Raw genomic sequence first — 20,997 nt, 5'->3', positions numbered from 1 at the left:
CGTCAGTGCGGCAGGTCCTCTTCGCTGGCCTGACCGTGTTGTGTTTTGTCCCAGAAGAACGGGTCTAGCAGTAGTTCCCACAAGGCCTTGTACGCAGCCAGGACGCCCAGCGGAAAATACAGCGGCATTGTCGGCACCCACGGCAGCAGGAAACGCCGTTCGCGCGCGGACACTGCTATGGCGCCAACAAGAGTATTGACGGCCTCTGCAAACAGGAACAGACCGAACAATGCGCTAAGCCCGGCATCGGCAAGGATCGGATGAAGCGGGCCGGGCAGGCCAAAGGTCGACAGCCAGAACAGCCACAGGACCGGAGCCAGCAGGAATTGTCCAACTGTCCCAAGGAAGAATGCCTGTACGCCAAAAAATCGCCAAGGGCCGAGTTCCCTCAGCAATCGCAGCGGCGACCGCATGTGGACAATGTAGGTGACCATGAACCCCTTGAGCCAGCGAGAGCGCTGCCGTACCCATGGCCAGGCGCGAAAGTTGGCCTCTTCGAAAGTGGCGGTATCGGCCATTTCAGTACGATATCCCGCCCGGCTAAGTCTTACACCCAGATCGGCATCTTCGGTGACGTTGTGGGCATCCCAGCCGCCCAGCTCCAACAGCTTGTCACGGCGGAAAAAGAACGTGGTCCCGCCCAACGGCACAACAAGTCCAAGCCGGGCAATACCTTGCAGGATAACCCGGAACCAACTGTTGTATTCGATGGTAAAGCAGCGTGATCGCCAGTTGGTGCGGGGGTTATAATAATCCAGGACACCCTGCAGGCAAACCACATCGTCGCCCGCCTGAGCAAAGTGCCGGACGACGCGTTCGATCTGGTCTGGCTGCGGCGCATCTTCGGCATCCCAGACGCCCAGAATATCGCCCCTGCAGAAATCCAGCGCATAGTTCATGGCCCGGGGTTTTGTGGTCAGGCCGTTCAGGGCAGGCACCTCGACGGTTCTGATCCAGCTGGGCAGATCAACCTGCGCCAGTGTGGATCGCGTCACCTCGTCGGTTTCTTCCAGCACCAGAATGATATCCAGCAGTGCCTTGGGGTAGGTCAGCCGCCGCAATCGCCGGATCAGGGCATCGGCAATTTCCCTCTCTTTATAGAGCGGCACCATAATGGACACGCAAGGCAAAGCCAGCGGCGGGCTGGGGGGGCGGGCTTTGGTGGAGCGTGTCCCGTGATGCCAAATGAAACTCAGCAGACCGGCCAGGCGCAGAGTCAGAAACAGGATCAGGCTGATCACGGCGGCCGCCACCAGAATGGCGAACGCGGTTAGGGGAAAGGTGGCAAACAGGACCACAAGGCCCGCAAGCGCGGCCGCAGGTCGGGCACGGGATTTAGGGGTCCAGGATCGGCAGCTCTGGTCAAGATCTACACGGGATTCGGCCGCTTCGGCCAAAGGGGTGGAGAACACGTGCGCGATGGCGCTATCGATCTGATCTGTGTCGGTTAGTACCGGGATAATGGTGTACCCGGTATGCCCAAGTTCTCGTTTCACATCCGGAAACAAATCGGGCCGCGCTGTGGCGACCAGCAGAATGGGCCCCAAGCGACGCCAGGGGATGACGTTATGAGACAGCCAGAAGTCAACAGGCTTGATCTGGCACAGATCGGTAGATGGCGGCGAGTTGTCCAGATCAGCGATCTGCAGGCCGGTTTGCTCGGACAGGGCGCTTAGAACGTCCTGACGGCTGACCCAGCCCTCGGCCACCAGAATTTCACCCAACGGGGCCTGTTGCCAGGATTGCAGGAACAGAGCTTCGTCCAGCTGCGCCTTTGTGATCAGGCCACGGTCGACAAGACAAGCCCCCAAAGGCTTGCGTTCCTGAGCAGGTATCGGCGCGGCGTGCGCGAAATGCTGCAGGTTCAGTTCGACCATAACGAAACAACCCTGACGCTGTTAGCAGGCGTCAGGGTTGCTCAATTAGGGTTAACAGCGGGTTAACTCTGATCATATCGCCGCATCAGGCGGTTGCTTTCTTGTCCGCCATCGCGTCGGCAAAGCGTTCGAACAGGTAGAAACTGTCCTGCGGGCCGGGCGAGGCTTCGGGGTGGTACTGCACCGAATAGACCGGGCGGTCGGTCATGCGGATGCCGCAGTTCGACCCGTCAAACAGCGACCGGTGGGTCTCAATCACACCCTCGGGCAGAGACTGCGCGTCTACCGCAAAACCGTGGTTCATCGAGGTAATCTCGACCTTGCCGGTCTCCATATCCTTGACCGGGTGGTTCGCGCCGTGGTGGCCGTGGTTCATCTTGACAGTCTGACCGCCCAAAGCCAGCGCCAGCATCTGGTGGCCCAGACAGATGCCAAAGACGGGCAGGTCGGTGGTGTCCAGAATCTCTTTGATCATCGGAACGGCGTATTCACCAGTGGCTGCCGGATCGCCCGGACCGTTGGACAGGAAAACGCCATCAGGGTTGTGCGCCAGCACTTCTGTTGCGGTTGCGGTGGCGGGCAGAACGGTTACATCACAGCCAGCCGAGGCGAGGCAGCGCAGAATGTTGCGCTTGGCGCCAAAATCGACGGCAACCACCTTGTGCACCGGGGCTTCCTGGCGGGTATAGCCATCGGGCCAAGCCCATCGCATCTCATCCCAGCGGTAGCTTTGGGCACAGGTGACCTCTTTGGCCAGATCCATGCCCTCGAGTCCAGCAAAGCCACGTGCGGCGCTAATCAATGCCTCAATGTCGAAACTGCCTTCGGGATCATGGGCCAGTGCCGCATGCGGCGCGCCTTGCTGACGAATGGCGCGGGTCAGGCGGCGAGTGTCCACACCACCGATCGCGATTCGACCACGGCGGGTCAGCCAGGTTTTCAGCTCTTCGGCCGAGCGCCAGTTGGATGACTCGGTCGGGTCCCATTTGACGACCATACCTGCGGCAACCGGATCACCAGTTTCGTCATCTTCTGGGTTCACGCCGACGTTGCCGATATGGGGGAAGGTGAAGGTCACAATTTGTCCGGCATAAGAGGGATCGGTCATGATCTCCTGGTATCCGGTCATGGCAGTATTAAAGCATAACTCGGCCACGGTCTGACCGGTGGCACCGAAGCCCATCCCGTAGAACAGTGTACCGTCGGCCAATGCCAGACATGCGGTGGGCTTGGACGGGGCGTTCTGGGCCATCGGGCGACTCTCCTGCTGGGTAAATCGGCGCATAACTAAGGGGGTTGTGGCGCTGGGTCAAGTCTGTTCAAATTTTGCGCTATTGTGGAAAATCAATGAGTTAGCAATATTCACTTCCGGTTGTGTCGCGCTTTTTGTTTCGATATGGTCGGGGTTCCTTTTCCATGGGGATGGACAGATCATATGGATATGCGATCACGGGTGAACTCTGCCCTGAAGCAAGCAATGAAAGACAAAGATGCCGAGCGCCTGTCGACGCTGCGGTTGATCAACGCTGCAATCAAAGACCGCGACATCGCTTCGCGGGCCTCCGACAACGAAGAGGCCAAGGGATGCGGCGATACCGAGGTTCTTGAAATCCTTGGGAAAATGACCAAACAGCGCAAGGAAAGCGCCCGCGCCTACGAAGAGGGCGGACGCCTGGATCTGGCGGAACGGGAACTGCGCGAGGTTGAGGTTATCGAGGAATTTCTGCCCAAGCAGTTGGATGATGACGAGGTTTCAAAAGCTATCCAGACGGCGATCACCGCGACAGGAGCAGGATCGATCCGCGACATGGGCAAGGTAATGGGCGAGCTCAAGACTCGTTATACCGGCCGGATGGATTTCGGCAAAGTTGGCCCGATGGTCAAAGACCACCTCTGCGCCGCGTCGAACGGCGGTTGCTGACACCTGATAAATTCCGAGACTGCTATTGCTGCGCGACCGGTTCGCGCAGTTTTTGCGTCAGGTCATCGTATAGCGCGATACGCTCGTCTTCGGACAGGAACGCTCCGATTTCCACTTCGCGCCCGTCTCCGGTCAGCGTGACATAGTTTGGAACTGGCCCGCCGTGCTTGTGCATCTCAGGCCGGGCCCAGTAGCGGTTGCAGGTCCATTCTTGCCGGCCGCTTCGTGGGTTATGGTGGACCAGATGCGCCTTTGTGCCGGTCAGGGTCAGAATCTCGAACACGCTACGGGCGCGATAGTTGCTCTGGATGGCCAGCCACAGGCCCAGAACGGTCAGCAGCAGAAAAGGCAGCAGGCCCCACAGGATGACCGACCCCAGCACCGCCAGAAGTGGAATCAGCCCAAACAGAAAAACCGACAGGATCACGATCATCGCCCCGCGGCGCGGTAGCGAGTTATGCGGCCAAAGGCGCAGTTCCTGTTCGGTTGCAGAGGTATGTTTCCATCGGTAGGGCATGGCGGAAAACTAGCGTAATGTAGTTGCTTGTCGAAGCGAAATGATTAGGCCACATGCCCGACGCGCGCCCATGACAGCGCATCGTCCAGCCGGTCATCGCCCCAGAAAACCTCACCGCGGACGACAAGGCTGGGAGCGCCGAACACCCCCAGTTTTGCGGCATGATCCGTTTCGGCTTCAAGGGCTGCCACAGTATCGGGGCTGCGAGCGCGGGCCAGCACCAGCCTTGGGTCCTGCTGACACCTGTGTAGCGCTTCAGTGATGGCGGTTTCGCTGCCGGCTTCGACATTCTCTTCGAACCAGATGCGATACAGCGTCTGGGTGAAGTTCTTGCCCCACCCGTCGCCCATTCCCAGCAAGGCGACCTGATTGGTCAGCGCCAGGTCCGAGATCGGGTAAGGCGCGGGCAACTTGGCGTGAATGTGGTACTTTGCGGCCCGACGCTCGATATCCCGCCACATATACGCGGATTTCACTGGTTTGCCTGTAAACGGAATATTCTGCTGGTCCTTCATCACGCTGCGCACATTGAACGGCCGCCACCTGACTGAGACCTCATGCTCATCGCACCAGTCGTCCAGACGCATGATGGTCAGGAAACTGTATGTACTGCCGATGGAATACCAAAAATCAATTTCGGGCATGTGATCACTCCGATCCCAGAGTTTCAATTCGTATCATATCCTAAAACGGTCGGTTTTTCGAACTTTGCTTGAAATGCGAGACTGGCCAGAGTGATGTTGCGTGTTTTAAAGCAACGCTTTTTCGACGGCTTGCGCGGTTGGATGCGGATCACTGAAACCGGTCGTCTGGCGCATATCGATCTCGATTGTTCGACACAGTGCCGAGCCCGGTACATCGGTGACGTTCCTTTCAAACGTGTGTTCCGTCGACGCGCTGACCCTGGGCAGCCGTAAACCGAGCCAGTCAATCCATCAGGGCCACGTGCCAGAACCTGTTGATTTACCGCTGTTGTGCCTTTTCCGATAACCGTCTGGCCTGGAGATTCACAAGTCACGCGACGCGACTGGCCTTGCCTTCCAATTGGGGAAATCAGACTGCCGCTGATGGTTCTGCCAGCTTTACGGCAACTGTTTTTTTGCAGGTGCGTCATGAAAATCAATTTCTGAATACAATTCTCAGGGAACCGGATGTGTCTACGCAACTGCTGGCCAAGTGGGGAGGAAAAACAAAAAAGCCCCGCACGAGGCGGGGCTTTCCGTGTTTTCCGAACAGCGGGATCAGTGCGCGTGGCCTTTGTCCCAGTCTTCCTGCTTGGGCAGCTGCTCGAACGTATGCTCGGGCGGCGGCGAGGGCAGGGTCCATTCCAGCGTGTCCGCGTACTCGTTCCACGGGTTCGGACGCGTCTCTTTTGCACCACGCAGCAGTGCATAGATTACGATGCCGAAGAACAGCAGGAACGAGGCAAAGGAAATGAACGCACCAATCGACGACACGAAGTTCCACTGAGCGAAGGCTTCGGGGTAGTCGATGTAGCGGCGCGGCATACCCTGACGGCCCAGAAAGTGTTGCGGGAAGAAGGTCAGGTTGGCGCCGATGAAGAACAGCCAGAAGTGAACCTTGCCCCAGAACTCCGAGTACTGACGGCCAGTCATCTTGGAGAAGTAGAAGTAGACCCCAGCAAAGATCGCAAAGACGGCACCTAGCGACATCACATAGTGGAAGTGCGCAACCACATAGTAAGTGTCGTGATAGGCGCGGTCGATACCCGCCTGCGACAGCACCACACCGGTCACACCGCCAACGGTGAACAGGAACAGGAAGCCGAAGGCGAACAGCATGGGCGTCTTGAACTCAATGGAGCCGCCCCACATGGTCGCGATCCACGAGAACACCTTAACCCCGGTCGGAACTGCGATGACCATTGTGGCCAGCATGAAGTATGCCTGCTGACGTAGCGACATGCCGACGGTGTACATGTGGTGCGCCCATACGACAAAGCCCAGAACACCGATCGCGATGATCGCCCAAACCATCGGCAGATAGCCGAAGATCGGCTTGCGCGCGAAGGTGGCGATCACATGGCTGATGATGCCAAAGCCGGGCAGGATCACGATGTACACTTCCGGGTGGCCGAAAAACCAGAGGATATGCTGATACAGGATCGGGTCACCGCCACCGGCCGGGTCAAAAAAGGTGAAGCCGAAGTTGCGGTCCATCAGAAGCATGGTGATCGCGCCCGCCAGAACCGGCAGAGACAGCAGAATCAGCCACGACGTGACGAAGATCGACCAGCTGAACAGCGGCACCTTGAACAGGGTCATGCCCGGGGCACGCATATTCAGGAAGGTGGTGATCATGTTGATCGCGCCGAGGATCGAGGAGGCGCCCGATACGTGTACGGCAAAGATCGCAAGGTCCATGGACATGCCGCCCTCGGTCGTGGACAGCGGCGGGTACAGAACCCATCCCACGCCCGAGCCGGCTTGGTCATTGCCGCCCGGCGCCAGCAGCGACGCAACACCCAGCGAGGTACCGGCGACGTACAGCCAGAAGGACAGGTTGTTCATCCGCGGGAACGCCATATCCGGCGCACCGATCTGCAACGGCATGAAATAGTTGCCAAATCCGCCGAACAGGGCGGGGATGACAACGAAGAACATCATCAGAACACCGTGATAGGTGATCATAACGTTCCACAGATGCCCGTTGGGGGTACATGGGTCGGCCATGAAGCCTTCCAGGCACATGTACTGAACACCGGGGTGCATCAGCTCGAGCCGCATGTAAACAGTCATCAAAACCGAGATCAGACCGGCCAATGCCGAAACGACCAAGTAGAGAATCCCGATGTCCTTGTGGTTGGTCGACATGAACCAGCGCTGGAAAAAGCTGCGCTGGTCTTCATGGCCGTGACCATGAATGGCTGCGTCTGCCATTATAGGTGCCTCCTGTTGCAACTGACCGCGCTGCCGAACCTCTCCGGTGCGCGGTATTACTGCTGGTTTTAGAATGCGAAAGAGGCGCCTTCAATGGCCGAGTTTGATCTGGATCAAGATTAATTGTCGCGGGTTGGAGGAAAACCCGCGAGTTCTTGGCCCTGAACAGGGCATATCTGGCGATTGTCTCCGTAAATTCAAGGGGCCGCTAACATCCATTCGCGCGGCGCGGCAGAGTTCCGCCTTGACCCAAAGGGGTGAGGGTCGCAGAACTACCCTCAATACCCGAAATCGGAGACTTGATATGGCCGCTTACGATACCGACAACATCTTCGCCAAGATCCTGCGCGGAGAAATCCCCTCGACCCGCGTGTATGAGGACGAAGATACGCTGGCCTTCATGGATATCATGCCACGGTCGGACGGACACCTGCTGGTGATCCCGAAAACGCCCTGCCGAAACCTGCTGGACGCATCGGCTGAGCAACTCGTCGCCGTTACCTCAGCCACACAGAAGCTGGCGCGGGCGGTGGTCAAGGCATTTGACGCGGACGGAGTCACTGTCCAGCAATTCAACGAGGCCGCAGGCGGGCAGGAGGTTTTCCACCTGCATTTCCACGTCCTGCCGCGCCATGAAGGCGTATCGCTGCGTGCCCCGGGCCAGATGGGTGATTTCGATCTGATTGCGCAGCACGCGGAAAAGATCAAAGCAGCTCTGGCCTGATCAGCCCTTACCATCATGCGGCCCCAAACAAGCGCTGTGGTCGCCAAAAGTGTGGAGCACAGCACAGACATGATCGTGCCCACCGTCACAGGCTGAGGCGATACGAGACAACTCCGACTCAAGCCTGCGCAATTGAGAAATTCGCGCGCGCAAGTCTGCAAGTTGACGTTCGGCGATCTCATGCGCCCGGTTCAGATCGGTGCCCCGGGCGCCTTCCAGTGACAGCAATGCCTCGATGTCGGCCAAGGGCAACCCAAGGTCCCGTCCATGGCGAATGAACTGCAACCGTTTTAGCGCGGCATCGTCAAAGCGGCGTTGGTTTCCGGCTGTTCTTTCCGGCTGTGGTAGCAACCCTTTGTCTTCGTAAAACCGGATTGTGGGCACCTTGACGCCGGTTCGACGGGAAAGCTCTCCGATTGAGTACATTTTTGTGCTCTCATCTCTTGAACCTCTAGTGACTGGAGGAATTACATAGGCTGTGCAGCCAAAACAAGGAACAAAGGCACTATGGCACACGATCACAGCCACGAGGGACACACCCATCATCACATAGACCCGGACGCGGGTGATTTGCGTGTCGCAGGAGCGATTGCGGTGAACATGTTGCTAACTTTGGCGCAAGTTATTGGCGGCATTCTTTCGGGGTCTCTGGCGCTTGTCGCGGACGCGTTACACAATTTTTCGGATGCAATCGCCCTGATCATCGCATTCTTCGCGCGCAAGATTGCCCGCCGCCCCGCTGATCCGCGCATGAGCTTTGGCTATGGTCGCGCTGAGGTGGTGGCGGCACTGGTCAACTACACCACACTGATAGTGCTGTCGGTGTATCTGTTGTACGAAGGCGTGATGCGGTTTTTCCAGCCCGAGCCTGTCAACGGATGGATGGTCGTCTGGATCGCGGCTCTTGCTCTGGTCGTCGACCTCATCACTGCCGCGCTGACATATACGATGTCGAAAGATAGCATGAACATACGTGCCGCTTTTATCCACAATGTGGCTGACGCGTTGGGGTCGGTTGCTGTCATAGTCGCCGGAGCCGCCGTAATCCTGTTTGAATGGACATGGGTCGACCCAGCGGTGACGATCCTGATCTCGGTTTATATTCTGTGGCATGTTAAATCCGAGATTGGGGAAACCATCCGAGTGCTGATGCTGGGTGCACCGCCCGATCTGACGCCCGAAGTCGTAGCCTCCGCTATCGAAGAAACAGAGGGTGTGGCTGGCGTCCACCATATCCACTTGTGGAGCATGCAGGAGCGGGAAGCGGCGCTGACTGCGCATCTTGAGATCGACACCCTGAACTGGACGGACGCTGAAACCATAAGGCGGATAGTAAAAGACACCCTGAAGGCACGGTTCGAAATTGGGCATGTCACGTTGGAGTTGGAGCGCGCCGACCAAACGCGTGCGACATTGCCCCGATTTGGGCATGAAAATTTGCAAGGGTCCTGAAAAGGAATTGCCGTTCCGATTTGGGGTCGGAACGGCAGACTCGTAACCAAACACTTTACCGAATTCCCAGTTTCCCGAGATCACCGGTTTAACACACCACTCACTCTAGAACGGTAAGGATAGCATACCCGTTAACGCGCGACTTGTATTCCTCGGAGTGAGCTTTCATCCAATTAAACTCAAAACTTTTAGGCAAATTGGTGAAATGCGCGTAGGTTCGGAAACAAAAAAACCAGAGGCGAGAGATTGTTAATCCCTATTTCGACGAACAGCGATTCGAATCCGGATCAGGCTTCGACCGGTTGAAAGCAATCCGAAAACGTTTTCTGCAATGCGATATCGACATCTTCGATCGTTACCGGCAAACCGAGATCGACCAGCGACGTGACCCCGTGCTCGGTAATGCCGCAGGGAACGATGCCCGAGAAATGCTCGAGATCCGGTTCGACATTGATGGAAATGCCGTGAAAGCTGACCCATTTGCGCAGGCGCAGACCGATGGCTGCGATCTTGTCTTCGGCGGGCTGGCCGGTGGCGGTCAGGGGCTTGTCATCCCGGCGCACCCAGACACCGACGCGACCGTCGCGGATTTCACCCTGCACATTGAATTCCGCCAGCGCGGCGATCACCCAGTTTTCAAGTCTTTTGACAAAACCCCGCACGTCCTTGCCGCGCTTGTTCAGGTCCAGCATGACATAGGCAACGCGCTGACCGGGGCCGTGATAGGTGTATTCCCCGCCGCGTTTGGCTTCATAAACCGGAAACCGGTCAGGATCTGTCAGGTCCTCGATCCGGGCTGAGGTGCCTGCCGTGTAAAGCGGCGGATGTTCCAGCAACCATACGCATTCGTCCGCTTCGCCCGCAGCGATTGCAGCCACCCGCGCCTCCATGAAGGCAACAGCTTCGGTATAGTCGGTTAACCCGTCGGTGATCTTCCATTCCATGGCGGTTCCATATCGCGCAGATGTGGCAAGGAAAAGGGGTCAGGCGACCTCGGCCAGGCAGCGTTGTAGAATCTGTGCGTAAGTGTCTGTGCCCTGCGCCCCGGTTACAAGGTATTTACCGCCAAACACCATCGACGGAACGCCCGAGATACCCTTGCTGGTCCAAAACTCCTGCTTTTGGCGGACTGCGGTGACATGCGCACCGGATTCGAGCGCTGATCGCGCGGCGTCAGCGTCCAGCCCGGTCGCAGTAACCGCGTCAAGCAGGACATCAGTTTGCGAGATGTCCTTTTGGTCGGTGAAATACGCTCGGAACAACGCCAGTTTCAGCGGATGTTGACGGCCCTGGGTTTCAGCCCAGTCCAGCAATTGGTGCGCCGCAAAGGTATTCACCATTCTGCTGTCATCGTCGAAGTTGAACGCAAACCCCAGCTCTGCGCCCAACTGTTTCAATCGATCCCGGGCCTGCTGGCTCTGCTCGGCCGTCGTTCCGTATTTCTCCATGATGTGCTCGCGCAGGTTTTGACCTTCGGGCGGCATCGTGCGGTTCAGTTCGAACGGATGCCACCGCAGGCGTGCTAGTACGTTTTCCTGTTTCAGAGCCACGTCAAGCTGTCGAAAACCAACAATGCACCAGGGGCAGACGACGTCGGAAACAATGTCAATCTGAACGACGGGTCGGGGATCGGTGGTGGTCATGTCCGGGCTCCTGTCGGTGTGATGGGGATACTGTGCAGCTAATGGTATGGGCGCAGGAAGGGAATTCAAACCGGCGTGTTTTTTGCCTCTTCACATCTCGATCTTCAGCGTCTATACGCGCCTCTACCAAGTCACTTGCAGTGCGGTCGTGGCGGAATTGGTAGACGCGCAGCGTTGAGGTCGCTGTGGGGTAACACCCGTGGAAGTTCGAGTCTTCTCGACCGCACCATTCTCATCAGACAATCTGGCGATTGGCCCGTTGGGGCGGGTAGAGGTGCACCAGTTTGCCCTGGATTATCCTTGTCGTGATTTCCTGTCTCGCCCACGCCCTCGGGGTTGTGTATGACGAACGTCAATATAAGTCGGGAAGTTTTGATGTCGCAGGCCATAACCGTATTCACCACGATGAAGAACGAAGGCCCCTACATGCTGGAATGGGTCGCGTTTCATAAGACGTTGGGTGTCGATCACTTTGTGATTTTCACCAACGACTGCGATGACGGCACCGACGATATCGCCCGCCGATTGCAGGAACTGGGGCTGGCCACCCATGTCTCGAACGAGGTTAAAGAGGGTGGAAACCCGCAGCATCAGATGTTGCGGCGGGCGCGGCGCCAGCCCAAGGTGAAGGAAGCCGATTGGCTGATGTGTCTGGACGTGGATGAGTTCTGGAACATTCGCCATGGCGACAACAGCTTTGACGCATTGATCGCCGAGGTCGAAAGCCGAGCAGGTCAGCCGGTGGATGCGATCTCATTCGCGTGGAAACTGTTTGGAAGCTCCGGAAATATTAGCTTTGAAGACCGGCCTGTAACCGAAGCCTTTGCGATGGGGGATCAGGAGTTTCCCTATCACTCCGGCAGGGCCTATGGTTTGAAAACCCTGTTCCGCAACAATGGCAAGTTCACCCGGTTCGGGCCGCATCGTCCGAAGGGTGTGGAAGAGGGCAAGGAAGGCGAGGTCGCTTGGTCGGATGCCGGAGGTAAACTGTTCCCAGCCGAGAAGGTTGGCTGGCGTGCATGGCGCAATTTCGATCATTCGCTTGGTCGTCTGCACCACTATTCGGTCCGGTCTCTGGACGGTTTTCTGATCAAGCGCGACCGGGGCCGGACCAACCATATCAAGGTGGATCAGGGACAGTCCTACTGGCAGGACATGAATGCCAACAAAGAAACCGACCCGTCCATTCAGCCCATCGCACGGCGTGCGGCACCTCTGCTGGCGGAGCTGAAAGCAGACCCGGTGCTGCGTGAATTGCACGCGCAGGCCTGCGATTGGCACCGCGCAAAAATCGCCGAGATCAAAACGCGCCCGGATTGGGTGGATTTCCGGATGTGGTTGGCGGATAATCTCACCTGAGGATCATGGCAGACGACCTTTCGAAAGAGCAGCTTAAGCCAGAACACCCCGACCGCAAGACGGGGTACGAGCGTATTTTGACCGATCCCGCGCCGCCGTGGTTTGTTGAGCTTTATCCGGGGGGCGACGGTTCCGGGTTCCTGCAAAAGCTGGAACGCCATTCGGTTTTGTTTCACCAGCGTTCCGCGTCACAACTGGTTGTCAGTTTTGACAATATCGCCAATGCCAACGATCTGTCTTTTGCGCGCGAACCCTGGGGCTGGAAGTTCTTTCGTGATGAAGGCTGGTCTCATATGGGGGTCTTTGCGCGCACCAAGGCGTGGTATCGCGACCCCGAGATCATCTCGTATTTTCAGAGCCGCGCGGCTGAGGGGTTTTTCGACAACTTTGATCAAGTCGTCTTTGCCGGTGCTTCGATGGGCGGCTTCGGGGCGCTGACCTTTTCCGAACTGGTGCCCGGCGCGCATGTGGTTGCGTTCAACCCGCAGACCACGCTGGATGAACGTCTGGTGCCGTGGGAAACCCGGTATCGTTTTGGTCAGGTTCAGGACTGGGACCTGCCTTTGGGGGACGCAGCGCAGACGGTGAAGGCGGCGGGTAGGGCCTATGTGTTCTATGACCCCTTTTTCGAGCTCGACCGGCGGCAGGTCACGCGGTTGCAGGGGGAAAACGTCATTTTGCTCAAGACGTGGTTTTCGAACCACTTCGCTGCACCGATGCTGCGCAAACTGGATATCCTCAAGCCGGTAATGCTGAAGGCGATGGACGGTACGCTAACGACGGGTGAGTTTTACCGGATGATGCGCGCGCGCCGCCGTTTGCCCATGGTTATGCGCGCCATCGAGGCGCAGGCAGGCGAGAGTCACCCGGTATTGGTGCGGCAGGCCCGCCAGAGGTTCCGAACGCTGCGTCGCGCTGCATTGGACGGGAACTCCTCATGACGCGAGAAAAAGGGGTATTCATCGGACAGCGCAAGGACCGCATGGGCGCGCGCCTGTTGATGATGCTGACCTGCATCCGTCTGGCCGAGGATTTTGACACTTCATACAAAGTGAACTGGTTTCCGCAGGGATCGGACGCGCCCGAGCTGGATCAGCCGCAGGAACTGTTCGCGCAGGACTGGATGAATGCGCGCTTTCTCAGCGCCAAGGCATTCGACCGCCTTACCAGAAAGGCCCTGCCCATCTGGACCTTTCAGGGCGAAAAAACTCCGGATCGCCTGATTGCACATCTCAATGCGGGCCGCTCGGTTCTGGTCGAGGAAGGGTTCGAGGTGCTGGCCTTCCCCTGGGAGGATATAGAGACGATCCGCCCGCGATACCGGGACTTTATCCATCAGATCGGCTTTACGGACGAGATCCGCGCCATGATGGCAAGCGCCGATGAGAAACTGTCCGGGCAAGGGGTGTCGGCCTACCACATCCGGCGGGGTGACATTCTGAACGGGTTGCCCTGGAAGCACACGACGTGGCCCGCCAAGATCGAACCAGAAGAGTTGTACGAGGCGCATCTAGAAAAAAACTCCGGGCAAACGGCCATCATGTTTTCAGATCAGCCGGAGCTGATCACCCGGTTTCAAACGCGGTACCCTAAGCTATTGCGGATGTCAGACATCGCGGATGTCTCTGATCTGACGCGGGCGCAGCGCGATTTTCTTGAACTGTACACGATGTCACGGGCCGAGCAGGTGGTCGCGCCTTACATATCGGCGTTTTCAATGGCCGCTGCCCGGATATCGGGGCGGCAACGCCTGGTGTTCAAGGATGTCCTGTCCGACGATGAAATCTCTGTTGCCAATCATCGTGTGGTTGATCGTGTTTCCAAGGGGCCCAATGCCTTTTTGAACCCGTCTGAGGCAGCACATATTTATGCCAAGGCCGCTCAATATCTGTGCGCGCAGGATGAAATAGAAAAAGCCTACGAACTGGCGCGGCCCATTTTGGACGAAGATGCCGACAACGCGTTCATGCCGCTTTTGCAGGCCATAAATTGTTTCTACCTGTCAAAGTGGAAGGAATGCGAAAAGCTGGCCGCGGCCGGGCTGGCCAACGGGAACCTGTGGTCCGAAGACTATGCCGTATTGCTTGCATTGCGCGCGGCCACACTGGGGGCGCAAAAGAAACGGTGGTCTGCCAGCCGTTATTTGGCGCGCGCGTTCTGGGGCAAGCCATTACGTCCCGATGTTGCAGTGCTGGCGTCCCGAATGCTGTACCGCGATCAGGTTTCCGCCCGGCTGTTTCCACCAACGGACTGGCAGGTTCAGAGACAGGTTCGTCGACGGCGTTTCCCACCATTCAACAATCTGTACTTGGTGCAGCACAAGGTACTGGTCAGGCAGCCCTGCAATTTCGATTTCATCTTGTTGGATTGGGCCGATCTAGCATTGGATCAAAAAGCTCGCAGGATTCTTGATGATCGTTCTCGTTTGGAGCGCTTGAGCGAAGGGTTCGACGGTTTTGTGGGTACAAGTGCTGATAACCCGGGTGTTCTGGCGGGCAGGGCTGTACTGCACTGGCAATTGGACGCCATTAGCCTATCGCAAGCCATTGATGCTATGCGGAAAATTACGTCCGACTGGCCGGAAAACCCGCTCTATCATAAAAGGCTGTCAGTGCTTTACGAAGCGGATGGTGATTTGCCCCGCGCCCGGATGACACTGGCCGAAGCTGTGGCGTGTGATCCCGGAAACCCGTTTCTGGTTTTCGCGATGGGGAAGTTTCTGGAAAGGAATGAGACCGTCGAGCAAGGGCAAAACCAGATCGTTCAGGCGGCTGACCTCGATGACAACTCAGCGGTTATTCAGGGGGAAGCCGGTCAAATATACCTGCGGCGGGGCAAAAAGGGCAAGGCAAGGTCTTACCTGCAAAAAGCGCATGACCTGTTTCCGCCATTCAAGCGTTTTGCGAACCAACTGGCCCGTACATGATGAGAAAGACGCAGGTCTTCAATACGATGCTTATTACTCTTGGCTGTTGTGCCCAGTAAGCCTAGGCTGTGGCCCGAGCGAAAGCCGCAGGGTTTCGGGCGCAGGTTCAATAAGCGGTAAAACACGAGGCGAATAAGTGTCTGACCACGATCCCCGATTTATAAGCGTGACCCCGATGAAGAACGAGGGTCCCTTTGTGCTGGAGTGGGTGGCCCATTGCCGTACAATCGGTATCGACCAGATTGTCGTGATGACCAATGACTGCACCGATGGCACGGACGCCCTGCTGCAGCGGTTGGATGAAAGGGGCATCCTGACCCATGTCGACAACAATGCACGCCGCCAGAGCAATCCGCAAAAACGGGCCTACAGGAAATTCCTGAAGATGGAGATCGCGCGGCCTCAGGACTGGGTTCTCGTGATTGACGCCGACGAACACATCAACATCAAAACCGGGAATAACACGCTGAGGGCGCTGACCGATGCGATTCCGGACGCGAAAATGATCTCGATGACGTGGCGGCTGTTCGGGAATGCAGGTGTCGTTCGGTATGAAGACCGATTCCTGTCGGATCAGTTTCGACGCGCGGCACAGCAGAAAAAGCACCGACCGCCGCAAGCCTGGGGGTTCAAGACAATGTTCCGGCGTGAGCTTTGGAACACCCTGGGCGTTCACAGGCCAAAGCGGCCCACGGTCGAGTCCATGGAAGAGTGCCATTGGTACAACGGATCGGGGCAGTTGATGCCGGACCGGTATTTTACCGGCAGCTGGCGGTCTGCGCGGGATTCCATTGGCTATGATCTGGTCCAGATCAACCACTATGCGCTGAAGTCCTGCGAAAGCTACCTAGTCAAGAAACTACGCGGCCGCGCCCACCATACGGGGGAAAGCCTTGGCATGGAGTATTGGGACATGATGAACCATAACGCCAAGGAAGATGGCTCGATTGATGCCATCCTCGACCGCAAGCGCGAGCAGTATTACGAACTGCTCTCAGACCCCGAGACGTCCCGTTTGCACCGCATGTCCTGCGACCTGCACAGACAGAAGATTGCGCAGCTGCGTGAACAACCCGAGATGCAGGGCCTGATGCAGCGGATGACGGCGGGTTTTACGGCCAGTCACAGCGAATGATCGGGATCAAATCTGAAACAGGAGGCATCTGATGCTTTGGCTGCATTTGGGTATGCCCAAGACCGGCACGACTGCGCTTCAGGGATATGTGCAGCAGAACAGGGTACAGCTTGCCGATGTAGGGTTGCGCTATATGGAAACCGGGCGGCGGCGCCGTGAAGGCCAAGGCCGTCTTGCGATCAGCCACAACATCATTGCCTTTCACATGAACCAGACCAATCAACCGATGGACTCGTTTCGTGAGGCAATGGCCATCGAATATGACGCGCACAGAGATCAGACCTGCCTGGTGTCATCCGAAATGTTCTATAACTGCGACCTGAGCAGGTTGGCGCAGGTCTTTGCGGAAATCCCCTCGCGCGAGCTGCGGGTCACCTACTATTGCCGCAGGTATTCCGATTTCCTCGAAGCTGACTACAAGCAACGTGCCAAGAACGGCCGGTTGGGGGGGAGTGCAACCGACTATGTCGGGAACTTGCTGAGCAGGATCAAGGCTGATCCGGGGATTTACAGCTTTTCGGCAAAGCTGGATCGAATCCGTCAGGCTTTTCCGGGGGTCGCCATCGTGCCGGTTCTTTATGATCGTTCTCAGATGGTGCAGGGGAATGTGGTCGACGATTTCATGTCGCGTATCGGTGTGTCTTTGTCCGGCGAAGTGGTGGTCGAACAACCTTCGAACCTGTCGCATTCGCGAGCCGCCAGCGAGGCCTTTGGCATCGTGTCCAGGGCGCTCGGGCGTCAGGAAAGCCGTCGTCTGCGCCGACGCGTGGTCGAAGATCCGGTCATGATCCGGCGGTACGACGTTTTGGAACCGGATGAGCGGGCCTGGCTGGACGAATTCGTAGCCAGCCACGATGTCGCGTTCCGGCAAGAGTTTTTTCCCGAACGCCCTCAGATGTTCGACCCGGTTGAGTTGAGCGACGAGGATCAGAAATTCCGTCGTGACACGGCCCAGGAATACGATGCCCTGCGCCGCGCTTCCGAGATCGTGTTCCGCATGGCGCTGGAAAACTGAGAGTCAGGGCTCGATAGTGATTTCCTGACGCTGGCGGCCGGTGGTCTTGTCAAAGATCAGAATGCGGTTGTCATCCGTCACCACCGCGTACCAGTTGTTGCCGATGGTTACGGCCTGCGCCTTCGCGCCATCGGGCAGTTCGACTTGTTCCGGCAGGGCGGGGGTTCTATCCGATAGTCGGATGACAATCAGCGCGAATGTCACTAGAACCCCGCCAATCATCACCGCGGTCAGCAGCATGACCATTCTCCGTAGCAGGCGAAGCTGCGGCGTTTCCTGCGGTTCTTGGGGTTCGGAAGGGACAGTCATGAGCACCCGTCAGATTGAGTTTCATATCGCGGCCGATCCGCCGCCACGCCTTGATAAGGCGCTTTCGCGCGATGTGCCAGCCGAGGAAAACCTGTCACGCACGCGATTGGCCAAGCTGATCGATGAAGGCGCCGTGCGGATCGACGGGACCGTGGTGCGCGACCCCAAGGCTAAGATGGCGGAAGGCACAACCGTGGTCATCACTGTGGCCGAGGCCGAGGACAGCCATATCGGTCCCGAGGATATCCCGTTGGAGGTGGTATTCGAGGACGCTGATCTGATCGTTATCAACAAACCGGCGGGTATGGTCGTGCACCCTGCGCCGGGTTCTCCGAACGGGACACTTGTGAACGCGTTGTTGCATCATTGCGGCGACGACCTGTCTGGCGTTGGTGGAGTGAAACGCCCCGGAATCGTGCATCGTATCGACAAGGAAACCAGTGGCTTGCTGGTGGTCGCGAAATCGGATGCGGCACATCATGGGCTGGCGGCGCAGTTCGAGGCGCACACAGTCGAGCGGTATTACCGAGCCATTTGCTACGGCGTGCCTGATGCGATTGACCCGCGTCTGCGTGGGGTGAAGGGGGTTAGCTTCGAGCCTGGAAACATCATGCGTCTGACCACTCAGTTGGCGCGGCACAAGACCGACCGGCAAAGACAGGCAGTGCTGTTTCACGGTGGTCGCCACGCGGTTACTCGGGCGCGCGTGGTCGAGGCATTCGGCATTCCGGCGGGGTTGGCGCTGATCGAATGCTGGCTGGAGACCGGCCGCACGCACCAGATTCGCGTCCACATGGCCCATGCCGGGCATGGGTTGGTGGGTGATCCTGTCTATGGGGGTAAGCGCAAACTGGCGGCCAAGGCGTTCAGCGCCGTAACCTCCGAAGCCGTCCGCGCCTTCCCACGCCAAGCACTTCACGCTGCCGTTTTGGGTTTTGAACACCCGGTGACGGGGGAAAACCTGCGCTTTGAGGCCGAATTGCCGGAAGACATGCAAAAACTGATTGAACAGCTTCGCGCGCCGCTGACATAATGCGCAAAGTTCCGTGAATAAGACTTTCTTAGGTTTCCTTTATCAATCGTTAATTCCAAACTGTTAACGGTACCTCTTGAACGGATTGGGAAGACCTCCCATATCCATGTTAACGACTTAAACATTTGTCGGAGGGACATGAAACATGGCAAATTACGCAAATCTCCCCGCGCCGACGCCGGAAGGCGGTCTGAACCGCTATATGCAGGAAATTCGCAAGTTCCCGCTGCTGGAACCGGAAGAAGAGTACATGCTCGCCAAGCGTTGGGTGGAAGAGCAAGATACTGAATCGGCTCATAAAATGGTCACCTCGCACCTGCGACTGGCGGCCAAGATCGCTATGGGGTATCGCGGTTACGGCCTACCGCAGGCCGAGGTGATTTCCGAGGCCAACGTGGGCCTGATGCAGGCGGTCAAACGGTTCGACCCGGAAAAGGGTTTCCGTCTGGCGACCTATGCGATGTGGTGGATCCGCGCCTCGATCCAGGAATACATCCTGCGGTCGTGGTCTTTGGTGAAACTGGGAACGACCTCGGCGCAGAAGAAGCTGTTTTTCAATCTGCGCAAGGCCAAGGCGCGCATCGGTGCGCTGGAAGAGGGTGACCTGCGACCTGAAAACGTCGCGCAGATCGCCAATGATCTGGGCGTGACCGAGGAAGAAGTCATCAGCATGAACCGCCGGATGTCCGGTGGCGATGCTTCGCTGAACGCGACCGTCGGGTCCGAGGGTGAAGGCACCATGCAGTGGCAGGACTGGCTTGAGGATGAAGATGCCGACCAGGCTGGCGACTATGAAGCGCGTGACGAACTGGATGCGCGGCGTGAGTTGCTGGCGGCTGCTTTGGACGTGCTGAACGATCGGGAAAAGGATATCCTGACGCAGCGCCGTCTGATGGATCAGCCCGTCACGCTGGAAGAACTGAGCACGCAGTACAATGTCAGCCGCGAGCGCATTCGCCAGATCGAAGTCCGTGCCTTCGAGAAGCTGCAGAAAAAGATGCGTGAACTGGCGCGTGAAAAAGGAATGCTGGGCACGGTCTGAGACTTGCCCAAGCTAAGAAAGCCCGCCTTTCACGGCGGGCTTTTTTTGTTACGCGAATACAAAATCGCTCTCGGACAACTGGCCGGCCCGCACGCCAAGCAGGTCTATGCTGTCGCCATCTCCCAACTCGATGGTTGTGCTGAAGAAACCGCCCGAGATATGGTCTTCGATGTCCTCAAAGCTGTGAATGCCGTCATAGGCGCTGAGGTCGATTTTGTCCTTGCCAACCTGGAAGTCGAGGATGAGGTCTTCTCCGTCGCCATCGTCGAAGAAGAAGGTGTCGTGCCCGCGACCACCAACCAGAAAGTCATCGTCGGCTCCGCCATCGATCAGATCCTTTCCACGACCGCCAAAGATAGAGTCGTCGCCTTCATCACCGCGCAGGATGTCCTTGCCGCGGCCACCAAAGATGGTGTCGTGCCCTGTGCCGCCCAAGGCGACATCATTGCCGCGCCCGGCAACGATAAAGTCACTGCCGCCGCCGCCATGCACAAAGTCCTGACCGCGTCCGGTAAAATGAAACTCGTCCGAGTCGTCACCAATAATGAAGTCTGTGTTCTTCTGCCCCAGAATTCCGGTAACCGAGACCGGAAGCAGTACGCCGTCAAGCACGTGGATGATCCCGTTCGAAGCTTCGACGTCGAAGGCAATGAGACCCGGGTCCGCAATGCCCGGATCCGCGTCTTCCAGGCTTGGAGGCGAACTCAGCAGGTTCAGTTCCAGACTTGTTCCCAGCAAGGTTTCGATCTGGGCGCCGTCACCAAGACTGACAACGGCATCTTTGGTGAAAGAACCGTCAACGACGTGGTATTGCAGGATATTGGTCAGCAGGGGCAGGGGGTCACCGCCGCCCAGCAGGGTCAACGCTTTAACGATGTGCCCAAGCGCCCCGGCCTCATCCGTGCCGCCAAAGCCCAAGGTCTGCGCCAAGGCCACGAAGGCAGCATCCGTTGGTGCAAATACGGTCAGATCGACCGCGTCGCTGTCCAGTGTCCCTGCAAGTCCCGCCGCGATGACGGCTTCACGGAGGATGTCGAAATCCCCGCCGTTGTTGTCAAATGTTCCCGGGTCTCCGCTGATCTGAATAACGCGTTCCGTGATCGTAGGTCCGTCTGTCATTTCTGGCATTTCGGTTCATCTCCCA

20 protein-coding genes and 1 tRNA gene are annotated in these 20,997 nt (G+C 57.7%); 11 read left to right on the top strand and 10 right to left on the bottom strand.

The genetic code is table 11. The features are described from left to right. Window positions 1-2: 2 nt before the first annotated feature. Both ACR0IK_RS04870 and carA read right to left on the bottom strand, forming a co-directional pair. Window positions 3-1,877 (bottom strand): glycosyltransferase, encoded by a 1,875-nt coding sequence (locus ACR0IK_RS04870; protein WP_480640645.1) that lies wholly within the window; start codon window positions 1,875-1,877, stop codon window positions 3-5. Between the two features lie 85 nt (window positions 1,878-1,962). After that, complete coding sequence (gene carA, locus ACR0IK_RS04865; RefSeq protein ID WP_480640644.1) at window positions 1,963-3,129, bottom strand: glutamine-hydrolyzing carbamoyl-phosphate synthase small subunit; 1,167 nt, start codon at window positions 3,127-3,129, stop codon at window positions 1,963-1,965. A 183-nt stretch (window positions 3,130-3,312) separates the two neighbouring features. Between carA and ACR0IK_RS04860 the strand changes: the two genes are divergently transcribed. After that, window positions 3,313-3,798 (top strand): GatB/YqeY domain-containing protein, encoded by a 486-nt coding sequence (locus tag ACR0IK_RS04860; protein WP_480589635.1) that lies wholly within the window; start codon window positions 3,313-3,315, stop codon window positions 3,796-3,798. Window positions 3,799-3,820: 22 nt separating this feature from the next. On the opposite strand, the gene ACR0IK_RS04855 is transcribed toward ACR0IK_RS04860, so the two are convergent. The 3 genes from ACR0IK_RS04855 to ctaD form a co-directional block, all read right to left on the bottom strand. Continuing rightward, complete coding sequence (locus ACR0IK_RS04855; protein WP_480640643.1) at window positions 3,821-4,315, bottom strand: DUF2244 domain-containing protein; 495 nt, start codon at window positions 4,313-4,315, stop codon at window positions 3,821-3,823. Window positions 4,316-4,359: 44 nt separating this feature from the next. Beyond that, window positions 4,360-4,959, bottom strand: coding sequence for a DsbA family protein (locus ACR0IK_RS04850; protein WP_480589637.1), 600 nt, complete (start codon window positions 4,957-4,959; stop codon window positions 4,360-4,362). Between the two features lie 597 nt (window positions 4,960-5,556). Further along, window positions 5,557-7,215 (bottom strand): cytochrome c oxidase subunit I, encoded by a 1,659-nt coding sequence (ctaD, locus tag ACR0IK_RS04845; RefSeq protein ID WP_480589638.1) that lies wholly within the window; start codon window positions 7,213-7,215, stop codon window positions 5,557-5,559. Window positions 7,216-7,519: 304 nt separating this feature from the next. Between ctaD and ACR0IK_RS04840 the strand changes: the two genes are divergently transcribed. Continuing rightward, window positions 7,520-7,939: an HIT family protein gene (locus ACR0IK_RS04840; RefSeq protein ID WP_480640642.1), complete on the top strand. Its 420-nt coding sequence runs from the start codon at window positions 7,520-7,522 to the stop codon at window positions 7,937-7,939. Here ACR0IK_RS04840 and ACR0IK_RS04835 read toward each other — a convergent pair whose 3' ends face one another. Then, window positions 7,940-8,365: a MerR family transcriptional regulator gene (locus tag ACR0IK_RS04835; protein ID WP_480589640.1), complete on the bottom strand. Its 426-nt coding sequence runs from the start codon at window positions 8,363-8,365 to the stop codon at window positions 7,940-7,942. Window positions 8,366-8,446: 81 nt separating this feature from the next. Here ACR0IK_RS04835 and ACR0IK_RS04830 point away from each other — a divergent pair, with 81 nt between their 5' ends. After that, entirely contained in the window at window positions 8,447-9,391 is a 945-nt protein-coding gene (locus ACR0IK_RS04830; protein WP_480640641.1) for a cation diffusion facilitator family transporter, read from the top strand. 287 nt (window positions 9,392-9,678) lie between these two features. On the opposite strand, the gene lipB is transcribed toward ACR0IK_RS04830, so the two are convergent. Together lipB and ACR0IK_RS04820 are read right to left on the bottom strand one after the other, a co-directional pair. Next, entirely contained in the window at window positions 9,679-10,335 is a 657-nt protein-coding gene (gene lipB / locus ACR0IK_RS04825) for a lipoyl(octanoyl) transferase LipB (protein WP_480640639.1), read from the bottom strand. Window positions 10,336-10,374: 39 nt separating this feature from the next. Further along, the gene (locus tag ACR0IK_RS04820) at window positions 10,375-11,034 is read right to left on the bottom strand and encodes a DsbA family oxidoreductase (protein ID WP_480640637.1); all 660 of its coding nucleotides are present in this window, start codon (window positions 11,032-11,034) and stop codon (window positions 10,375-10,377) included. 142 nt (window positions 11,035-11,176) lie between these two features. On the opposite strand from ACR0IK_RS04820, the gene ACR0IK_RS04815 reads away from it, so the two are divergent. The 6 genes from ACR0IK_RS04815 to ACR0IK_RS04790 all read left to right on the top strand — a co-directional run bounded on the left by ACR0IK_RS04815 (window position 11,177) and on the right by ACR0IK_RS04790 (window position 17,469). Continuing rightward, window positions 11,177-11,263 (top strand) — tRNA-Leu (locus ACR0IK_RS04815). Between the two features lie 146 nt (window positions 11,264-11,409). Beyond that, complete coding sequence (locus tag ACR0IK_RS04810; protein WP_480640636.1) at window positions 11,410-12,393, top strand: glycosyltransferase family 2 protein; 984 nt, start codon at window positions 11,410-11,412, stop codon at window positions 12,391-12,393. Window positions 12,394-12,398: 5 nt separating this feature from the next. After that, complete coding sequence (locus tag ACR0IK_RS04805; protein WP_480589658.1) at window positions 12,399-13,334, top strand: hypothetical protein; 936 nt, start codon at window positions 12,399-12,401, stop codon at window positions 13,332-13,334. Further along, window positions 13,331-15,319 carry a hypothetical protein gene (locus ACR0IK_RS04800; protein ID WP_480640635.1) on the top strand — a complete coding sequence of 663 codons (1,989 nt, stop codon included), beginning with the start codon at window positions 13,331-13,333 and terminating at the stop codon, window positions 15,317-15,319. The genes ACR0IK_RS04805 and ACR0IK_RS04800 overlap by 4 nt, the downstream gene beginning before the upstream one ends. Before the next feature lie 175 nt (window positions 15,320-15,494). After that, a complete protein-coding gene (locus ACR0IK_RS04795; RefSeq protein WP_480640634.1) occupies window positions 15,495-16,454 on the top strand; it encodes a glycosyltransferase family 2 protein in 960 nt (319 codons plus the stop codon). 31 nt (window positions 16,455-16,485) lie between these two features. Next, window positions 16,486-17,469, top strand: coding sequence for a hypothetical protein (locus tag ACR0IK_RS04790; protein WP_480640633.1), 984 nt, complete (start codon window positions 16,486-16,488; stop codon window positions 17,467-17,469). 3 nt (window positions 17,470-17,472) lie between these two features. Here ACR0IK_RS04790 and ACR0IK_RS04785 read toward each other — a convergent pair whose 3' ends face one another. Next, complete coding sequence (locus ACR0IK_RS04785) at window positions 17,473-17,778, bottom strand: DUF6476 family protein (protein WP_480589662.1); 306 nt, start codon at window positions 17,776-17,778, stop codon at window positions 17,473-17,475. Between ACR0IK_RS04785 and ACR0IK_RS04780 the strand changes: the two genes are divergently transcribed. Both ACR0IK_RS04780 and rpoH read left to right on the top strand, forming a co-directional pair. Next, a complete protein-coding gene (locus ACR0IK_RS04780; protein ID WP_480589663.1) occupies window positions 17,777-18,811 on the top strand; it encodes an RluA family pseudouridine synthase in 1,035 nt (344 codons plus the stop codon). The genes ACR0IK_RS04785 and ACR0IK_RS04780 overlap by 2 nt on opposite strands. Window positions 18,812-18,956: 145 nt before the next feature. Next, window positions 18,957-19,853, top strand: a complete 897-nt coding sequence (gene rpoH, locus ACR0IK_RS04775) for an RNA polymerase sigma factor RpoH (protein ID WP_170324581.1) — start codon at window positions 18,957-18,959, stop codon at window positions 19,851-19,853. A gap of 48 nt (window positions 19,854-19,901) precedes the next feature. Here rpoH and ACR0IK_RS04770 read toward each other — a convergent pair whose 3' ends face one another. Next, entirely contained in the window at window positions 19,902-20,981 is a 1,080-nt protein-coding gene (locus ACR0IK_RS04770) for a fasciclin domain-containing protein (protein WP_480640631.1), read from the bottom strand. Window positions 20,982-20,997: the final 16 nt, after the last annotated feature.

It is taken from the genome of Ruegeria sp. BF7 (assembly GCF_056538605.1).
This window is presented reverse-complemented; position numbering and strand designations above follow the sequence as displayed.